We start from the raw sequence: 15,569 nt of genomic DNA, 5'->3' as shown, positions 1-15,569 counted from the left end.
TTTCACGTCGGCACCACCGCCGTCCCCAACAGCTCGATCTTCGCCTCGACGTCGAACAGCTCGGCCACCCCGAACAGCGCGATCGCCGGGTAGTGGCGGCCGAAATGCTTACGGTACAACGGACCCAGCTCGCGCAGCGCCGACCGGTAGGCGGGTACATCGGTGACGTAGACGAGCAGCGACACCAGGTGTTCCGGGCTTCCCCCGGCGGCCTTCAGCGCCGCCACCACGTTCCCCGCGGCCACGTCGAACTGCTCGAGGATCGTCGACCCGCGGATCGCGCCGTCCGGCCCCTGCGCGGTCTGCCCGCCCAGGTACACGGTCCGGCCCGGCGCCGCGACCACCGCGTGCGCGAAGCCCACCGGTTCGGCCAGTTCCGGCGCCACCACCACGCGGTGCGGGGTGCTCACTTCCCGGTCCACCGCGGACGCCGCCCTTCCGACCACGCCGCGTAGAACTCCTGGTGGTCCTTGCTGGTCATCAGCAGTGCCTGGGTCATCGCTTCCAGTTCGATCGAGCCGCCCAGGTCGAGGTCCTGTTCGCGGGTCAGCAGGACCTTGGTGGTGGAGTAGGCGAACGCGGGGCCGTCGGCGAGGCGGCGGGCCAGCTCGTTCGTGGCGGCGGGGAGGTCGTCGACGACCTTGCTGGCCAGCCCGATGCGTTCCGCGCGCTCGGCGTCGACCTTGTCGCCGAGGATCAGCAGTTCGGTCGCCCGGCCGAGCCCGATCAGCCGGGGCAGCAGGTACGCCGAACCCATGTCCGCGCCGGCCAGGCCGACCTTGGTGAACAGGAACGCGAAACTCGCGGAACGGGCCAGCAGCCGGAAATCGCTCGCCAGCGCGATCACCGAACCCGCGCCCGCGGCGATCCCGTTGACCGCGGCGATCACCGGCAGCGGGCATTCGCGCAGCGCCTTGACCACCGCGCCGGTCATCCGGGTGAACTCCAGCAGCTCGGCCGTTTCCATCCGCTGGAGTTCGCCGATGATCTCCTCGACGTCGCCACCCGAGCAGAAGCCGCGGCCCTCTCCGGTGATCACCAGGACCTTCGCGTCACCCCGGTGCGGTAGCTCGCCGAGCAGGTCGCGCAGGTCCGCGTAGACGTCGAAGGTGAGCGCGTTCAGCTTCTCCGGCCGGTTCAGCGTCACCGTGGCCACGCCGTCGGCGACCGCGAAGTCGAAGTGCTTCCACCGGCCGGTGAACTCGGGTGACCCGCGAAACGGGCTCATAACTGTATTCCCCCTCCGTCGAGGACGATCGTCTGTCCGTTGATCGCGGTGGCTTCCGGATCGGCGAGGAACGCCACCGCGAAGGCCACCTCGTCCGGTTCGAGCAACCGGCCGAGCGGGGCGGCACGGGCCAGGGCCGCCTCGGCTTCGGCTTCGTCGCGCCCGGTGTTCTCCGCGATCCGGCGCACCGACCGCTCGGTCATCGCGGTGCGCACGAACGCCGGGCACACCGCGTTCGCGGTCACCCCGGTGCCGGTGACCTCCGCCGCGACCGCGCGCATCAGGCCGACCGCCGCGTGCTTCGACGCCGTGTAGCCCGCGGTGTACCGGTAGCCGACGTGGCTCGCGGTCGAGGCCACGGTGACGATCCGGCCGGAGTCCCGCTCCCGCATCCCGGGCAGCACCGCCCGGGTGCACAGGTACGCGCCGGTCGCGTTGACCGCCCACTGGTTCCGCCAGTCGGCCAGCGTGCTGCGGGCCAGCGGCGCGCTGGTGGATATCCCGGCGTTGTTCACCAGCACGTCCACCGGGCCGATCCCGGTGAAGTACGCGGTCACCGCGGCCTCGTCGGTGACATCGCAGGTCTCGCGGCCGGGTGCGAGGACGCGGTCGCCCGCCGCCTCGAACCGGGCGGCGATCGCGGCGCCGATGCCCTTGGTGCCGCCGGTGACCACGACCGTCCTGCTCACGAGGCTTCCTCTCGCAGCGCGCGCCGGTCGAGTTTCCCGTTGGCGGTGCGCGGCAACGCGTCGACGAACCGGATGTCCCGGGGGCACTTGTGCCCGGCCAGCCGTTCCCGGGCGAACTCGACGAGTTCTTCCGCGGTCACCCGGGCGCCCGCCCGGGGCACGACGAACGCCCGGGCCCGGGCCAGGCCCTCGGCTTCGTAGCCGAGGACCGCGCAGTCGACGACGTCCGGATGCCCGATCAGGCAGTGCTCGATCTCGCTCGGCGCGACGAAGATCCCGCCGATCTTCAACAGGTCGTCCGCGCGGCCGCGGTGGTGGAAGAAGCCTTCCGCGTCCCGGCTGAACAGGTCGCCGGAGAGCAGCGTGTCGCCCCGGAACGTGCGCGCGCTCTTCCCAGGATCGCCCCAGTACTCGCGGGCGATGGTCGGGCCGGTGACCTCCAGCGGGCCGATTTCGCCGTCCGGCAACGGATTGCCGGATTCGTCGACGACCCGGGCGGAGTAACCGGGCACCGCCTGGCCGAGGCTGCCCCGGCGCGCTTCGCCGGGGCGGTTGGAGACGTAGATGTGGTAGGCCTCCGAGGAACCGATCCCGTCGACCACGTCGACGCCGAACGTCTCGTCCCATTTCCGGTGCAGTTCGGCCGGGAGCGCCTCGCCCGCGGAGGTGCACAGGCGCAGCGAGCCGAGATCCGCTTCCGCCGCGCGCGGGTGGGCGACCATCGCGCTCATCATGGTGGGCACGTTCACCAGGATCGTCGGGCGGTGGCGTTCGATCAGGTCGAAGATGCGGTCGGCCGTGCTACGTTCGCCGAACACCACGCCGGAGCCGCCGACGCCGAACGGGAACAGCGCGACCAGGTCCCGCGCGTAGCCGAAGAACAGCTTCGGCACGGCGAGCACCCGGTCGTCCGGCCGGATGCCGAGCACCCCGCGGGCGTAGTGCTCGAAGCTGGCCAGCGGGCTGCGCGCGGGATGCACGCAGGCTTTGGGGGAGCCGGTGCTGCCGGTGGTGAACTTCCAGATCGCGACGTCGTCCTCGGTCACCGGCGCGGGCTCCAACTCGTCCGAGGCGCGCTCCACGAGTGTCCGGAATGGACGTTCGTGGTCGCGCAGTTCGGCGTCCGGGACGCCGGTGACCAGGAGTTCGCGGGCCCCGGCGGTGCGCAGCGCGTCGAGCGTCACCGCGTCCGCGACGACCAGCGCGGGCTCGGTGTAGGTGAGGTAGTACGCGTAGTCCTTGGGCTGCAGGAAGGTGTAGACCTCGGCGGTCACCGCGCCGATCTTCTGCGCCGCGTACCAGGTGGCCACGAATTCGACGCTGTCGCTCAGCGCGAGCAGCACCCGCTGTCCACTTCGGACACCGAGGTCGCGCAGCACGTTGCCGATCCGGTTGGTGAGCGCGGCCAGTTCGGCGTAGCTGACGGAGCGCTGCGCACAGACGAGAGCGGTGCTCTCGCCCCGGCCCTCGGCGAGGTTCCGGTCGACGAAGAAGGACGCGAGGTTCACCGCAACTCCCGGATGGTTTCCACGAGCAGGTCGGTCAGCACGTCGAAGGTGGCGCGGCCCTCGTCCGCGGTCGATTCGGCGGGGGAACCGCAGTAGGCCTCGGTCATGCCCATCGCGAGGAAATCGGTGCGCCCTTCCCGCATCGCGCGCGGCAGGTCGACCGGCACCCGCGGCAACGCGCGCATCGCCTCGGTGTCCACCAGCCCGGGGGCGTCGGCGAGCACGAGCGAGGTCTCGTACCGCCCGGCATGGCATTCGCCGGTGCGGAACTCCTCGGTCAGGCGCTCGGCGTTGCGCCGCCGCACCAGATCGAGGTAACCGAGTTTCGTGCCGTGCCGCTCGAAGACCGCGGTCACCACGCGCCGCAGGGTCGTCACGTGCTCGGGTTCGAAGTGGTTGTTCACCAGCACGATCCGGTCGAGCCCCTGGCCGATCAGCGCGGCGCAGACATCGGTGAGCAGGGCGTGCAGGGTCTCCTCGCCGACGTGCACCCCGCCCGGGAACGCCGACGCGTACCGGGTCACCCCGTACGGCACCGCGGGCAGGATCAGCACCCGCACCTCCGGATCGTCCGCGAGCCGGGCCGCCGCGCGTTCGCACATCCCCGCCGAGATCAGCGGATCGGTGCCGAGCGGGGCGTGCGGGCCGTGCGGTTCGATCGCCCCCACCGGGAGCAGCAGGACCGGCACCCGCCCGTCCTCGCCGAGCGCGGCGACCTCCGGTGACCTGAGAGCGGCGAAGTAGGTCACGACGCCTCCAGGGCATGGCTCGCCAGATCGAGCACGCACAGGTCGGCGCGTCCCGCGGCGAGGACCGTGTTCACCTCGTTCGTCGTGGTCAGGTGCCCGCCGACCAGGGTCGGCACCCGCGCCTCGCTGCGCACCCGGTCGCTGATCGCGGTGAGGAATCCCCGCCGGTACACCGGCCGGGTCTCGGCGACGGTCTGCCCCGCCTCGACGTGGATCAGCGCCACCCCGGCGGACGCGAACGCCCGGGCCAGCCGCACGCCTTCGTCCAGGGCGAGGCCGCCGGGCGCCCAGTCGGTCACGGTCAGCCGCGCCGTGAGGGGCCGGTCCCCGGGCCACGCGTCCCGCACCGCGCGCACCACCTCGAGCGGGAACCGGAGCCGGTTCTCGGTCGTGCCGCCGTAATCGTCCTCGCGCCGGTTGGCCAGCGGGGACAGGAAACTCGCCAGCAACCCGCCGTGCGCGCAGTCCAGTTCCAGCAGATCGAACCCGAGTTCGGCCGCTCTCCGCGCACCACGCGCGAACTCCTCGCGCACGCGCTCGAAGTCCTCGGCGTCCATCGCCCGGGGCACCTGGGTGAAGGGCCCGTACGCGCACGCCGACGCCGACAGCAGCGGCCACGCCTGATCGGCGGACAGCGGAACGTCCACCCCGAACCGCGCGGGCCGGGTCGCGCCCCGCCGCCCGGCGTGCCCGAGCCGGATCCCGGCCAGCGCGCCACCCGCGTGCACTTCGTCCACTGTGGACTCATCGAGGTCGTCGATCACCGGGCACTCCGGGGTGTCGCGCCCGCTCGCGCTCACCGCGACCAGCCCACTGATCGCCAGCCCGGCGCCATCCACCCCGCCGAGCCCTCGCCGCACCACGCGGTTCGGCAGCTCGACCCCGCACAGCCGCAACGGGGTGAGCATCGGCGGCGGACCGAATCGCCGCTCGGCCACCCCGGCGAACCGGGCGTCCACCACCCGCACGAAATCCGGATCCCGCACCGCGAGCCCGGCGTGATCGATCCGCCCGCTGCGCGTCAGCAGGTTGAACGCGAACTGCACCGGCTCCAGATGCGCGTGGTGCTCGACGCGCGTGAAGTAGTCCGCGCTGTCGGCCGCCGCCTCCTGGAACCGCTCCACGACCGGCCGCCGGGCCAGCTCGTACTCGGCCAGCGCGGCGTCGACCTCCCCCTCGTGCCGGACGAAGGCGTTCGCCAGCGCGATGGCGTCCTCCATGGCGAGCTTGGTCCCGGAACCGATGGTGAAATGCGCGGTGTGCGCGGCGTCCCCGAGCAGCACCACGTTCCCGTCCCGCCAGCTCCGGTTGCGCACCCGGGGAAAACTCAGCCACATCGACCGGTTCGACAGCAACCTGTGGTCACCCAGTTCGTCCGCGAACAGCTTCTCGCAGAACGCGATGCTCTCGGCCTCGGTCATCCGGTCGAGCCCGGCGCGCCGCCAGGTCGCTTCCGGGCACTCCACGATGAACGTGCTGAGGTTCTCGTCGAACGGGTACCCGTGCACCTGGAACATCCCGTGCTCGGTGCGCGCGAAGATGAACCGGAAGGCGTCGAACACCAGATCCGTGCCGAACCAGATGTACTTGCACCCCTGCGGTCGCACCGAACTGCCGAACGCCTCGGCGCGGCTCTTCCGGACCAGGCTGTTCACCCCGTCCGCGGCCACCAGCAGATCCGCATCCCGCGCGGTGAACTCCTCGGCGGTCACCTCGTGCCCGAACCGCAGCTCCACACCCAGCTCACGGCACCTGCGCTGCAGGATGTTCAGCAACTGCTTGCGCGCGATCGCGGAGAACGCGTGCCCCCGCGACCGCACCAGCTTGCCGCCGAAGGAGATGTCGATCGCGTCCCAGCGGGCGAAGGTGTCGGTGATCTCCAGGTAGGTCGCGTAATCGGCGTCCCGGAGCGCGCCGAGGGTCTCCTCGGAGAACACCACACCCCAGCCGAAGGTGGCGTCCGCCGCGTTCCGCTCGACGATCTCGATCTCATGCCGGGGATCCTGCTTCTTCAGCAATATCCCCAGATACAACCCCGACGGCCCCGCCCCGAGAATCCGCACCCTCACCTACCCACCCCCTCCCGGCACCCAAGTCCCCCAATGTGGCTTTCGGTACCTTCAACGCCCCGAAAGCCGCATTGGGTACCTTCAACGCCCCCAATGCCACATTGGGGGAAAAGGCGGGGGATCACGGGAGGACCTCGGCGAGGCGGTCGACCTCGTGGATGTCGGAGACCGTGGGCAGCAGGATCAGCTCGTCGCAGCCTTCGGCTTCGTAGCCCCGCACCAGATCCCGGATCGCCCGCGCGCTGGTCAGGTTCGCCGCGGCGATGTTCTCGGCGAACGGGCCGGTGAACGCGTAGTAGTCGCGCAGGTAGGCGGTCCCGCGATCGGGGTCGCCGAGCGCGAAGTACGCCTGGCCCCAGAGCCGGGGACGGCCGGGGCGGCCCAGATCGCGCCAGGCCGCCAGCGCTTTCGTCGCCGCGGACGCGAAGGCCCGGGGCGGGCCGCCGCCGTGCGCGTAACCGTCGGCGTACCGGGCCATCCGCGCGAACGCGGGGCCACTGCTGCCGCCGACGAGCAACTCGATCGGGTGGTCCTGGGCGCGCAGGAAGGCGAGCTGTTCGGACAGCTTCTTCCCGCGTGTCCGGTGTTCCGCGCCCGCGGCCGCGTAGTCGTCGCGGCGGGCGCCCACGCCCAGACCCAGCGTGAACCGGCCGCCGGACAGGGTGTGCACCGCTTCGGCTTGTTTGGCGAGCATCGCGGTGCCGCGCAGCGGGCCGATCGCGATCATCGTCGCCAGACGCACCCGTTCGGTTAGGGCTGCGGCGGCGCTCAGCGCGGCGAACGGATCGATGCTGTCGTACACGAGACGATCCAGGACGCCGAGTGCGGCGAACGGCCCGGCCTCGGCCCGGCGGGACCACTCGGCGAGCAGGGCGCCATCGGCGCCCGGGGTGGTGTTCGGGAGACCGATGCCAATTCGCACGCCGGTTAGGCTACATGCGACCCGGGTCAAGTGTATAGAGTTGGACGGGTGCCAGACCGATTCGAGCCGTCGCCGCAGGAACTCGTGCTCACCCTGCTCGGGATCTACGTCCATCCCCGGGAGAACCGGCGGGTGTGGTCCGGCGGGCTCGTCGAACTGCTCGCGGAGCAGGGGTTCTCCGACGGGGCGGCCCGGATCGCGCTGGCCCGCCTGGTGCGCCGGGACCTGCTCGCCCGCGACAAGCAGGGGCGGCTGGTGCACTACACGCTCACCCGGCGCGCGATGGCCGTGCTGGAGGAAGGCGACCGGCGGATCTACTCGTTCGGCCGCGAGCAGCGGTCGGCGGGGGAGTGGACCGTGTTGTGGCACAGCATTCCCGAGGATCGCCGGGTCGCCCGGGAGCGGCTGGTGCGGCGGTTGCGCTTCCTCGGGTTCGGTTCGGTGCAGGACGGCACCTGGCTCGCCCCGCACGACCGCGAGGCCCAGGTGACCGCGCTGCTCGCCGAACTGGGCGTCACCGAGCACGCCTGGCTGATGCTCGGCCGCCCCGCGAAATCCCTCGACGTGCGCACCTTCGCGGGCCGTGCCTGGGATCTGGACGCCCTGGCCGCCCGGTACGCCGCGTTCGTCGACGAGTTCCGGGACTACACCTCGGCACGGCGGCCGCGGACCGACGCGGACGCGTTCTCCGCGCTGACCCGGGTCGTGCACACCTACCGGAAGTTCCCCACGCTCGATCCGGAACTGCCCGAGGACCTCGTTCCGGCGCCGCGCCAGCGTTCCCGCGCGGTGACGCTCTTCCACGACCTGCACGCAGCGCTGGTGCCCGCGGCCCAGCGCCACTTCGACGAGGTGACCCAGTGACGAACACCGATCAGCAGGCTTCCCTGACCTACACCTCCTACCTCGCGCTGGACGAGGTGCTCGCCGCGCAGCGCCCGCGTTCCGACGAGCACGACGAACTGCTGTTCATCGTCATCCACCAGGTGTACGAGCTGTGGTTCAAGCAGCTGCTGCACGAACTGCGGCACCTGCAGCGGCGGCTCGCGGCCGGCGACACCGCGCACGCGATCCGCGCGCTGCGCCGGGCGCTGACCATTCTCAAGGTGGTGGTCGCGCAGATCGACGTGCTGGAGACCATGACGCCCAGCCAGTTCACCAGTTTCCGCGCCCGGCTGGACGCGGCCAGCGGGTTCCAGTCGGCGCAGTTCCGCGAACTGGAGGCGCTTTTCGGCCGCCGGGACGAAGGCATGTACGCGCACTACCCGGAAGGCGGCCCGGAACGCGAGCGGATCGCCGTGGCGATGGCGAGCCCGTCGCTGTACGACTCGTTCGTCGAGTACCTCGGGGTTCGCGGTTACGCCGTGCCGACCGGGCGGGACGTGCGCGAACAGGCCAAGCCCTCGCCCGAGTTGCAACGCGTGCTGTTGCGGGTGTACGCCGATGACAGCGGCGAGGCGGTGGTCGCCGAGCACCTGGTCGACCTGGACGAGGGCATGCAGGAATGGCGGTACCGGCACGTGAAGATGGTGGAACGCACGATCGGCGACAAATCCGGAACCGGCGGTTCCTCGGGGGCGCACTACCTGCGGGAGACCCTGTTCGCCCCGGCGTTTCCGGACCTGTGGGCCGTGCGGAGCGAGCTGTGACCGCGCTGGACGCGTTGCGGCGCAGCCCCAACGCGCTCGCGGCGGACTACTCGCGGTTCCGGGTCGGCGAGCGGCTGCTGCTCACCGGGCATTCGCATCAGGCGTGGCCGGACGTCGCGGCCGAGGGGCAGCTCGACGCGTTCGTCGACGCGGCGCGGCACGTGGACGGGAAGTGGGAAGCCGCGTTCGCCAAGGCCGAGGAGTTGCGGGCCGGGGTCCGGGACCTGCTCGGCGATCCGCGCGGGGAGATCGCGCTGGGCGGGAGCACGCACGATCTGCTGATCCGCCTGCTGTCCGCGGTGGACCTGCGCGGGCGGCCGCGGCTGGTGACCACGGACGGCGAGTTCCACTCCGCGCGCCGCCAGTTCGACCGGCTCGCCGAGGAGGGCGTCGAGGTGGTCCGGGTGCCCGCCGAACCGGTCGCGAGCCTCGCCGAACGGCTGGCCGCGGCGGCCGACGACCGCACGGCCGCGGTGCTCGTGTCGCGGGTGCTGTTCGAAACCGCGCGGATCGTCGACGGGCTCGGTGACCTGGCGCTCGCCTGCGCGCGGCGCGGGGTGGAACTCGTGGTGGACGCCTACCACGCACTCGGGGTGGTGGAGACGTCGTTGCCCGAGCTGGGGCTGGACGGCGCGTGGGTGCTCGGCGGCGGTTACAAGTACCTGCAACTGGGCGAGGGCAACTGCTTCCTGCGCCTGCCGCCGCACGCCGGGCGGCTGCGGCCGATCGTCACCGGCTGGTTCGCCGAATTCGAGGAACTCGCCGACGGGCGGCCGGTCCGCGTCGGCTACGCGCCCGGCGGCGACCGGTTCGCCGGGGCGACCTACGACCCGACCAGCCACTACCGGGCGTCCCGGGTGCTGCGGTTCTTCGCGCAGCGGCGGCTCACCCCGGCGTTCCTGCGGGAAGTCTCCTTGCACCAGAACGGTTTGCTCGCGCGGCTCTTCGACGACCTGGACCTTCCCGAGCAGGTGGCCACCCGGGACCGGGAGACCCCGCGCACCGCGTTCGGCGGGTTCCTCGCGGTGCGCTGCGGTGACGCGGCGGGGTTGCGACGGGCGCTCGCGGACCGCGGGGTGCGGACCGACAGCCGGGGCGGGTACCTGCGGTTCGGCCCGGCGCCCTACCTGTCCGACGCGCAACTCGAAACCGCGATGACCGCCCTGGGCGAAGCCGCGCGGGCGGCCGGTTCGGGTTGAACCGGCCGCCTTTCGAAGGCCGTCAGGCGCAGGCCGGGGCGACCGGGTCGTTGGAACCCGTGTCGACGAAGCCGTCGCTGATCCAGGAGCCGGTGTCGAGGCGGTTCCACAGATCGGTGCGGCCCCAGACGCCGTCCACGGCCTCACCGCGCGTGGTGCACGCGATGAAGACGATCGAGCCGTTGTCCACGGTGCCCACCACGTCGTGGCTCAGGCCCGGCCCGGAGCGCAGGTTCACGCTGGCGTTCGAGCCGCCGTTGACCGTGCCGCTCGGCAGGTTCGGGTTGTTGTCGCCGCCGTAGTTGGTGATCCGGCCGCCGACGCCGACCCGCACCCCGGCCCGCTCGGCGTATCCCGCGTAGGCCCGCGCGCCCTCGTGGAACACCCAGCCGCCGATCGACTGGTTGTTCACGCTGATGTGCGAATCGCCGCGCAGCAGCGAGAAGTGCACGTGATCGCCGCTCGCGCTGCCGCCGCACGGCAGTTCGACGCCGATGTGGCCGAGGTAGGTACCGGCCTGCACGGCACTTCCGTCGGCCAGCGTGGTGAGGTTGTACATGTGGTAGTAGGTCGTGCTGTAACCGTTGGGGTGCACGACCTTCACCAGCGCGCTGCGCCCGCGGACGCAGCTCTTGTACACCTTGCCCGGCCCGGCCGAGAGCACCCGGCCGTCGCCGCCGTTGAAGTCGATCGAGCTGAACGGGCGGCTGTTCCCGCTGTTGCCGTGCGGACCGCCGCCCATCCACCAGGCCACGCCCTTGGGCCACGGCAGGCCGAGCCCGGTGGCGGCCAGCGGTGCGCGGGCCGCGGCGAAGTTGTCCGCGAACAGCCGTTTCTCGTCCGCGCCGACGACCTGGGCCGGGGCCTGTCCGGTGAGTTCGACGAAACCGGCCGTGCCGTCCAGCGCGACGCGCCAGCCGCGGGCGTCGTGCCGCGCCACGAACAGCGCGGTTTCCGGGGCCGCGTGCGCCGTGGCGGGGGCCGGGATGGTCGTGGTGCCGAAGGCCCAGTCGCCGGCGGAGCGGGTGGGTTCCACGAGCGGTTCGGGAAGGGCACTGATCTCGAAGCTCTGCCGGGCGGCCGCACCGCGTTCGGCGAGCATGGTGTCACGCACCGAGGTGGCGAGGTCCGGGGTGGCCTGCGCCGGGGGTGCCAGCAGGAATCCGGATCCGGCCAGCAGGCCGGCCGCGATCGCGAGCAGGCGCGATCGCATGGGGGACAGGGACATCAGTCCTCCAGAGGGGATGGAGAAAACGAGCAGGGAGCCCTGAAGAAATACCGCGGCCGGGGTATTCGTCAAGGTCTCCGACCACAGTCCCTTGCGCTCTTTGAACGAATCGTCGAATACTGTTAATCGTCACTTCGGTGGCTGCCCGTGCGTCACCTGCGGGGCACGAATTCGTTAACCGTCATGTGTGTGGACGACAAGTCGAAAACTGTGTTCTTTCACAGTTTTACCGGTCAGGCTGGAGGCTGAGGTGTCCGGTGCGAATGCGCCCGGAGTCGACGTTCTGTTGCGCACCGGGCCGTTCCACAGCGCGCTGCGGGCGTCGATCGAGCACAGCGGGCTCACCCTCGAAGGGTTGCGGCACCGCCTGGAACAGCGCGGGATCCGCGTCAGCATGGCCAGCCTCAGCTACTGGCAGCGCGGCCGCAGCCGGCCGGAGCGCGCGGACTCATTGCGCGCGGTGCGGGCGATCGAAAGCATTGTCGGGTTGCCGCCGCATTCGCTCGCCGCGCTGCTCGGCCCGCCCCGGCCGCGAGGGCGGTGGACCGCCAAGAGTGCGGCGATGAGCCGCAGGTACGACGGAATTCTCGAACCCGCGCTCGCTTTGGCCCAAGTGGTCGAACCGGTATTGGGCCCTTCGGACCACAAATTGCGGGTGTTGTTCTCCGAGGACATGGTGACGGTCGGCCTGGATCGGGCGATCCGTTCGGTGCGCACGCGAATGGTGGTCCAGGCGGTGGAGGACGATCCGGATCGGCACCTGGCCGTCTACTCGGCCGAACCCGGGAGTGACGCCCGCGAGATTCTTCCGCTGGCCCACGAGAATTGCCGGCTCGGGCGGATCAGCCGCCATTCCCAGGCGGCCGTGATCGCGATCGAGTTGCTGTTCGACCGCCGGTTGCGGGCCGGGGAGACGCACCTGTTCGACTACGAGTTCGGGATCCGGTCGCCGGCCGCCAGCTTCGATTATCGCCGGGGTTTCCGGTATCCGGCGGACACCTATGTGCTGGGGGTCCGGTTCGCGGAGTCGGCGTTGCCGGTGCGTTGTTTCGAGCTCACGCAGTTCGGCGCGCAGGGCGGTCCGTGCGCGCCCGACGGCGAACTCACCCTGACCGGCGGCCGCTGGGTGCACCGCCTCGACCGCCAGGTCCAGCCGGGCGTGCTCGGTATCGCCTGGGAATGGGACTAGGCGTGCGCCGCGGCCGGTGCGTGCAGCCGCCGGAGCAGGGGCGCGAGCGCGGCCGGGGATTCGACGTGCGCGTTGTGGCCCAGCGCCGGGAGGATGACCGGGTCGACGCGCAGGGAACGCAGGTGCTCGGCGGGGCACATGGGGTCGTTCTCCCCGGCGGCGAGCAGCACCTCGGCGCGCGCGGCGGCCAGCAGTCCCGGCAGATCGGGTGCGCCGACGCCGAAAGCGCGCTGATCCACCGTCACCCGCCAGCCGCCGCCGGTCTCCGCGATCCCGGCGTCGACGACCTCCGGCGTCCACAGCCCGGCGAGCCCGGACATCCGGAGCCAGCGCTCGGCGGCTTCGTCCCGGGTGGGGAGCACCTTCGCCGGGCGGGCGGCGACCGCGGCCGCCTTCGACAGGTCGTCGGCGGTCCAGCGGACCTTGATGCCCAGGCCGCAGGCCCCGACGACCGCGACGCCGAACCAGCCGCTCGCGAGGGTCAGCGCGAGCACCCCGCCCAGGGAATGGCCGAGGACGGCGACCGGGCGGCCGGGCGGGACGAGACCGGCGAGTTCGGCGGCGAGGGTGCCGAAGGAGTACTCGCGCGCCGGGGCGGATCGGCCGTGGCCCGGGAGATCGGGGACCAGCCAGCTGCCCGGCCACAGTTCGGGCAGCCGCGCCTCGAGGCCTCGCCAGACTTCGCCGGTCGCGCCGAGTCCGTGCAGGAGCAGGAGGATCGGATCGCCTTCGCCGCCGTGGCGGACGGACAACTCGGTGGCCATGGCGCTCAGCCTGTCATCGGTCGGCCGGACCCGCCAGACGCTGCGCGGCTCGCCGCCGAGTCGCGGGTTCGGCGGGGATCACACCAGTGATCGAAGTTGTAATGGGCGAGCGCGAGACCGGACCGGCCGGGAGACGGTAGGTTTTCCCTGGCGGCCCCTGCGCGAAGACGACCTTTTCCGTGGTGACCGTGGAGAATTGACAACAGGATCAACCGGCTCGCGCCACGAACCGCGAGCCGGCGGAGACAAAGGAGTCACCACCGTGACCGAAGGTGTGTTCGGCCGCGAAAGCGGTCATGAACAGGTCGTGTTCTGCCATGACGCGGCGACCGGCCTGAAGGCGATCATCGCCATCTACTCGACCGCGCTCGGCCCCGCCCTCGGCGGCACGCGGTTCTATCCGTATGCCAGCGAAAGCGACGCACTCGACGACGTGCTCGCGCTGTCCAAGGGGATGGCCTACAAGAACGCACTCGCCGGGCTCGACCTCGGTGGTGGCAAGGCCGTCATCATCGGCGACCCCGCCACCGACAAGTCCGAGGCGCTGCTGCGGGCCTACGGCCGGTTCGTGCAGTCGCTCGGTGGCCGCTACATCACCGCCTGTGACGTCGGCACCTATGTCGCCGATATGGACCAGGTGGCGCGCGAGTCGCGGTTCGTGACCGGTCGGTCACCCGAGGACGGCGGTGCGGGTGACTCCTCGGTGCTCACCGCCTTCGGTGTCTTCCAAGGCATGCGGGCCTCCGCCGACCACCTCTGGGGGACTCCGGACCTGGCCGGGCGCCGGGTCGGGGTGTCCGGGGTCGGCAAGGTCGGCCACATTCTCGTCGAGCACCTGGTCGAGGCCGGGGCGCAGGTCGTGATCGCGGACGTCTCCGCACCGGCGATCGAGCGCGTCCGGGCCACGCACCCGGGCGTCGAGGTCGCCGAGCACCCGGACACGCTGCTCGCCGCCGAACTGGACGTGTTCGCACCCTGCGCGCTCGGTGGCGTGCTCGACGACGAAACCGTTCCCCGGCTGCGGGCGAAGGTCGTCTGCGGGGCGGCGAACAACCAGCTCGCCCACCCCGGGATCGAGAAGCAGCTGGAGGAGCGCGACATCCTGTTCGCGCCGGACTACCTGGTCAACGCGGGCGGGGTGATCCAGGTCAGCGACGAGCTGCACGGGTTCGACTTCGCCCGCGCGAAGCGGAAGGCGACCGCGCTGTTCGACACCACCAAGGCGGTGTTCGCGCTGGCCGAAGCCGAGGGCGTGCCCCCGGTGACGGCGGCCGACCGGCTCGCCGAGCGGCGCATGTCGGAAGTCTCCCGGCTGCGGTCCATCCTGACCGTGTGACGATCTCTTCGGTGTTCGATGCCGCGGGCGTGCGGGGTTTCCTGCACGCCCGTTGCGTCGGCTGCGACCACGGCGCCGGGCTCCGCGCGGACGAACCGGTCGTCCTGTCCTCGGTGGTGAAGGTCCCGCTCGTGCTGGAGTTCGCCCGGCAGGTGGCGGCCGGGCAACTCGATCCGGCCGATCGCGTGCGCGTCCGCGCCGCGGATCGGCTGGGCGGCACCGGCACCGCCGGATGCGCGGACGACGTGGAGTTCAGCCTGCGCGACGCCGCGCTGTTCGCGTTGTCGTTGAGCGACAACACCGCGGCCGACTTGCTCTTCGACCGGGTGGGCCTGGCCAACGTGCGCTCGCTCGTCCGCGAGCTGGGCCTGGCGAACACCCGGATCTACGGCTCGCCGCGCGACATCCTGCGGGCCATGATCGAGGACCTCGGCGCACGGGACGCGGCGGAATTCGCCGAACGGTACGCGGCGCTGACGCCCGCCCAGGTGGGCACCATGCGGGCCCTGGATCCGCGGCATGCCACGGCGAGCACTCCGCGCGAACTGACCAGGCTGCTCCAGCTCGTCTGGCGGGACGAGGCCGGTCCGGCCGAAGCCTGCGCCCAGGTGCGTGCGCTGATGCGGCAGCAGATCAACTGGTACCGGCTGACCGCCGGATTCCCGCCCGAGGTCCGGGTCGCCGGGAAGACCGGCACCCTGCCCGGGATGCGCGCCGAGATCGGGGTGGCGGAGTACCCGGACGGCGGCCGCTACGCGGTGGCGGTGTTCACCCGCGCCGACACCCTGGAACAGCGGCTGCCGCACGTCGACCGCGCCATCGGCGAAGCCGCGCTCGCCGCGGTCACCGAAATCACCCGCCATCCTTGCCCCGCCCGGTGTGTGCGAGGCGAGTCCTCGCCCGCCGGACCGGCCTCCCGGCAGCCGCGATAGCAAGGGACCTTTACTCACGTATTTCTGTAGTAAAGGTCCCACGCTCCCGAAATACCGGAGCGAAGGTCCCTTCCTCCCGACGGCCGGGAGATGTGGGGTGGCGGGAT

Annotated in this window: 15 protein-coding genes; 6 read left to right on the top strand and 9 right to left on the bottom strand. The window is 71.5% G+C overall.

Translation table 11 applies throughout. The features are described 5' to 3' along the window. Positions 1-2 precede the first annotated feature (2 nt). The 7 genes from FXO23_RS24750 to FXO23_RS24725 form a co-directional block, all read right to left on the bottom strand. On the bottom strand, positions 3-410 hold the full coding sequence (locus FXO23_RS24750; protein ID WP_246257757.1) for a RidA family protein: 408 nt from the start codon (positions 408-410) through the stop codon (positions 3-5). Next, the gene (locus tag FXO23_RS24745) at positions 407-1,228 is read right to left on the bottom strand and encodes an enoyl-CoA hydratase family protein (protein WP_158887811.1); all 822 of its coding nucleotides are present in this window, start codon (positions 1,226-1,228) and stop codon (positions 407-409) included. Before FXO23_RS24745 ends, FXO23_RS24750 begins: the two co-directional genes overlap by 4 nt. Continuing rightward, a complete protein-coding gene (locus FXO23_RS24740; protein WP_158887810.1) occupies positions 1,225-1,917 on the bottom strand; it encodes an SDR family NAD(P)-dependent oxidoreductase in 693 nt (230 codons plus the stop codon). Before FXO23_RS24740 ends, FXO23_RS24745 begins: the two co-directional genes overlap by 4 nt. Next, positions 1,914-3,425, bottom strand: a complete 1,512-nt coding sequence (locus tag FXO23_RS24735; RefSeq protein WP_246257756.1) for a benzoate-CoA ligase family protein — start codon at positions 3,423-3,425, stop codon at positions 1,914-1,916. Before FXO23_RS24735 ends, FXO23_RS24740 begins: the two co-directional genes overlap by 4 nt. After that, the gene (locus FXO23_RS51690) at positions 3,422-4,174 is read right to left on the bottom strand and encodes a creatininase family protein (protein ID WP_246257754.1); all 753 of its coding nucleotides are present in this window, start codon (positions 4,172-4,174) and stop codon (positions 3,422-3,424) included. The genes FXO23_RS24735 and FXO23_RS51690 overlap by 4 nt, the downstream gene beginning before the upstream one ends. Next, the gene (locus FXO23_RS24730) at positions 4,171-6,243 is read right to left on the bottom strand and encodes an oxidoreductase (RefSeq protein WP_158887808.1); all 2,073 of its coding nucleotides are present in this window, start codon (positions 6,241-6,243) and stop codon (positions 4,171-4,173) included. Before FXO23_RS24730 ends, FXO23_RS51690 begins: the two co-directional genes overlap by 4 nt. 121 nt (positions 6,244-6,364) lie before the next feature. Then, a complete protein-coding gene (locus tag FXO23_RS24725) occupies positions 6,365-7,165 on the bottom strand; it encodes an LLM class flavin-dependent oxidoreductase (protein WP_158887807.1) in 801 nt (266 codons plus the stop codon). A 48-nt stretch (positions 7,166-7,213) separates the two neighbouring features. Here FXO23_RS24725 and FXO23_RS24720 point away from each other — a divergent pair, with 48 nt between their 5' ends. Genes FXO23_RS24720 through FXO23_RS24710 form a run of 3 tightly spaced genes read left to right on the top strand, consistent with a single transcriptional unit; the run spans position 7,214 to position 10,013 of the window. After that, complete coding sequence (locus FXO23_RS24720) at positions 7,214-8,029, top strand: PaaX family transcriptional regulator (RefSeq protein ID WP_158887806.1); 816 nt, start codon at positions 7,214-7,216, stop codon at positions 8,027-8,029. Beyond that, on the top strand, positions 8,026-8,814 hold the full coding sequence (locus FXO23_RS24715) for a tryptophan 2,3-dioxygenase (protein WP_158887805.1): 789 nt from the start codon (positions 8,026-8,028) through the stop codon (positions 8,812-8,814). Before FXO23_RS24720 ends, FXO23_RS24715 begins: the two co-directional genes overlap by 4 nt. Continuing rightward, the gene (locus tag FXO23_RS24710; RefSeq protein ID WP_158887804.1) at positions 8,811-10,013 is read left to right on the top strand and encodes a kynureninase; all 1,203 of its coding nucleotides are present in this window, start codon (positions 8,811-8,813) and stop codon (positions 10,011-10,013) included. Before FXO23_RS24715 ends, FXO23_RS24710 begins: the two co-directional genes overlap by 4 nt. Positions 10,014-10,035: 22 nt before the next feature. On the opposite strand, the gene FXO23_RS24705 is transcribed toward FXO23_RS24710, so the two are convergent. Then, positions 10,036-11,241: a M23 family metallopeptidase gene (locus tag FXO23_RS24705; protein ID WP_179956865.1), complete on the bottom strand. Its 1,206-nt coding sequence runs from the start codon at positions 11,239-11,241 to the stop codon at positions 10,036-10,038. A 250-nt stretch (positions 11,242-11,491) separates the two neighbouring features. On the opposite strand from FXO23_RS24705, the gene FXO23_RS24700 reads away from it, so the two are divergent. After that, positions 11,492-12,430 (top strand): hypothetical protein, encoded by a 939-nt coding sequence (locus FXO23_RS24700; protein WP_218952135.1) that lies wholly within the window; start codon positions 11,492-11,494, stop codon positions 12,428-12,430. Here the strand turns inward: FXO23_RS24700 and FXO23_RS24695 are convergent. Then, on the bottom strand, positions 12,427-13,194 hold the full coding sequence (locus tag FXO23_RS24695; protein WP_158887803.1) for an alpha/beta fold hydrolase: 768 nt from the start codon (positions 13,192-13,194) through the stop codon (positions 12,427-12,429). The genes FXO23_RS24700 and FXO23_RS24695 overlap by 4 nt on opposite strands. A 262-nt stretch (positions 13,195-13,456) precedes the next feature. Between FXO23_RS24695 and FXO23_RS24690 the strand changes: the two genes are divergently transcribed. Together FXO23_RS24690 and FXO23_RS24685 are read left to right on the top strand one after the other, a co-directional pair. Then, a complete protein-coding gene (locus FXO23_RS24690; RefSeq protein WP_158887802.1) occupies positions 13,457-14,530 on the top strand; it encodes a Glu/Leu/Phe/Val dehydrogenase dimerization domain-containing protein in 1,074 nt (357 codons plus the stop codon). After that, positions 14,527-15,462 (top strand): serine hydrolase, encoded by a 936-nt coding sequence (locus tag FXO23_RS24685; RefSeq protein ID WP_158887801.1) that lies wholly within the window; start codon positions 14,527-14,529, stop codon positions 15,460-15,462. Before FXO23_RS24690 ends, FXO23_RS24685 begins: the two co-directional genes overlap by 4 nt. Positions 15,463-15,569: the final 107 nt, after the last annotated feature.

It is taken from the genome of Amycolatopsis anabasis (assembly GCF_009765355.1).
Classification (GTDB): Bacteria; Actinomycetota; Actinomycetes; order Mycobacteriales; family Pseudonocardiaceae; genus Amycolatopsis; species Amycolatopsis anabasis.
Note: the sequence above shows the minus strand (reverse complement) of the source record. Positions and strands in the feature narration are given on the sequence as shown.

Coding starts and splice junctions, on each gene's coding strand:
- FXO23_RS24745 (WP_158887811.1), bottom strand. CDS start 1,228: ATGAGCCCGTTTCGCGGGTCACCCGAGTTCACCGGCCGGTGGAAGCAC.
- FXO23_RS24705 (WP_179956865.1), bottom strand. CDS start 11,241: ATGTCCCTGTCCCCCATGCGATCGCGCCTGCTCGCGATCGCGGCCGGC.
- FXO23_RS24695 (WP_158887803.1), bottom strand. CDS start 13,194: ATGGCCACCGAGTTGTCCGTCCGCCACGGCGGCGAAGGCGATCCGATC.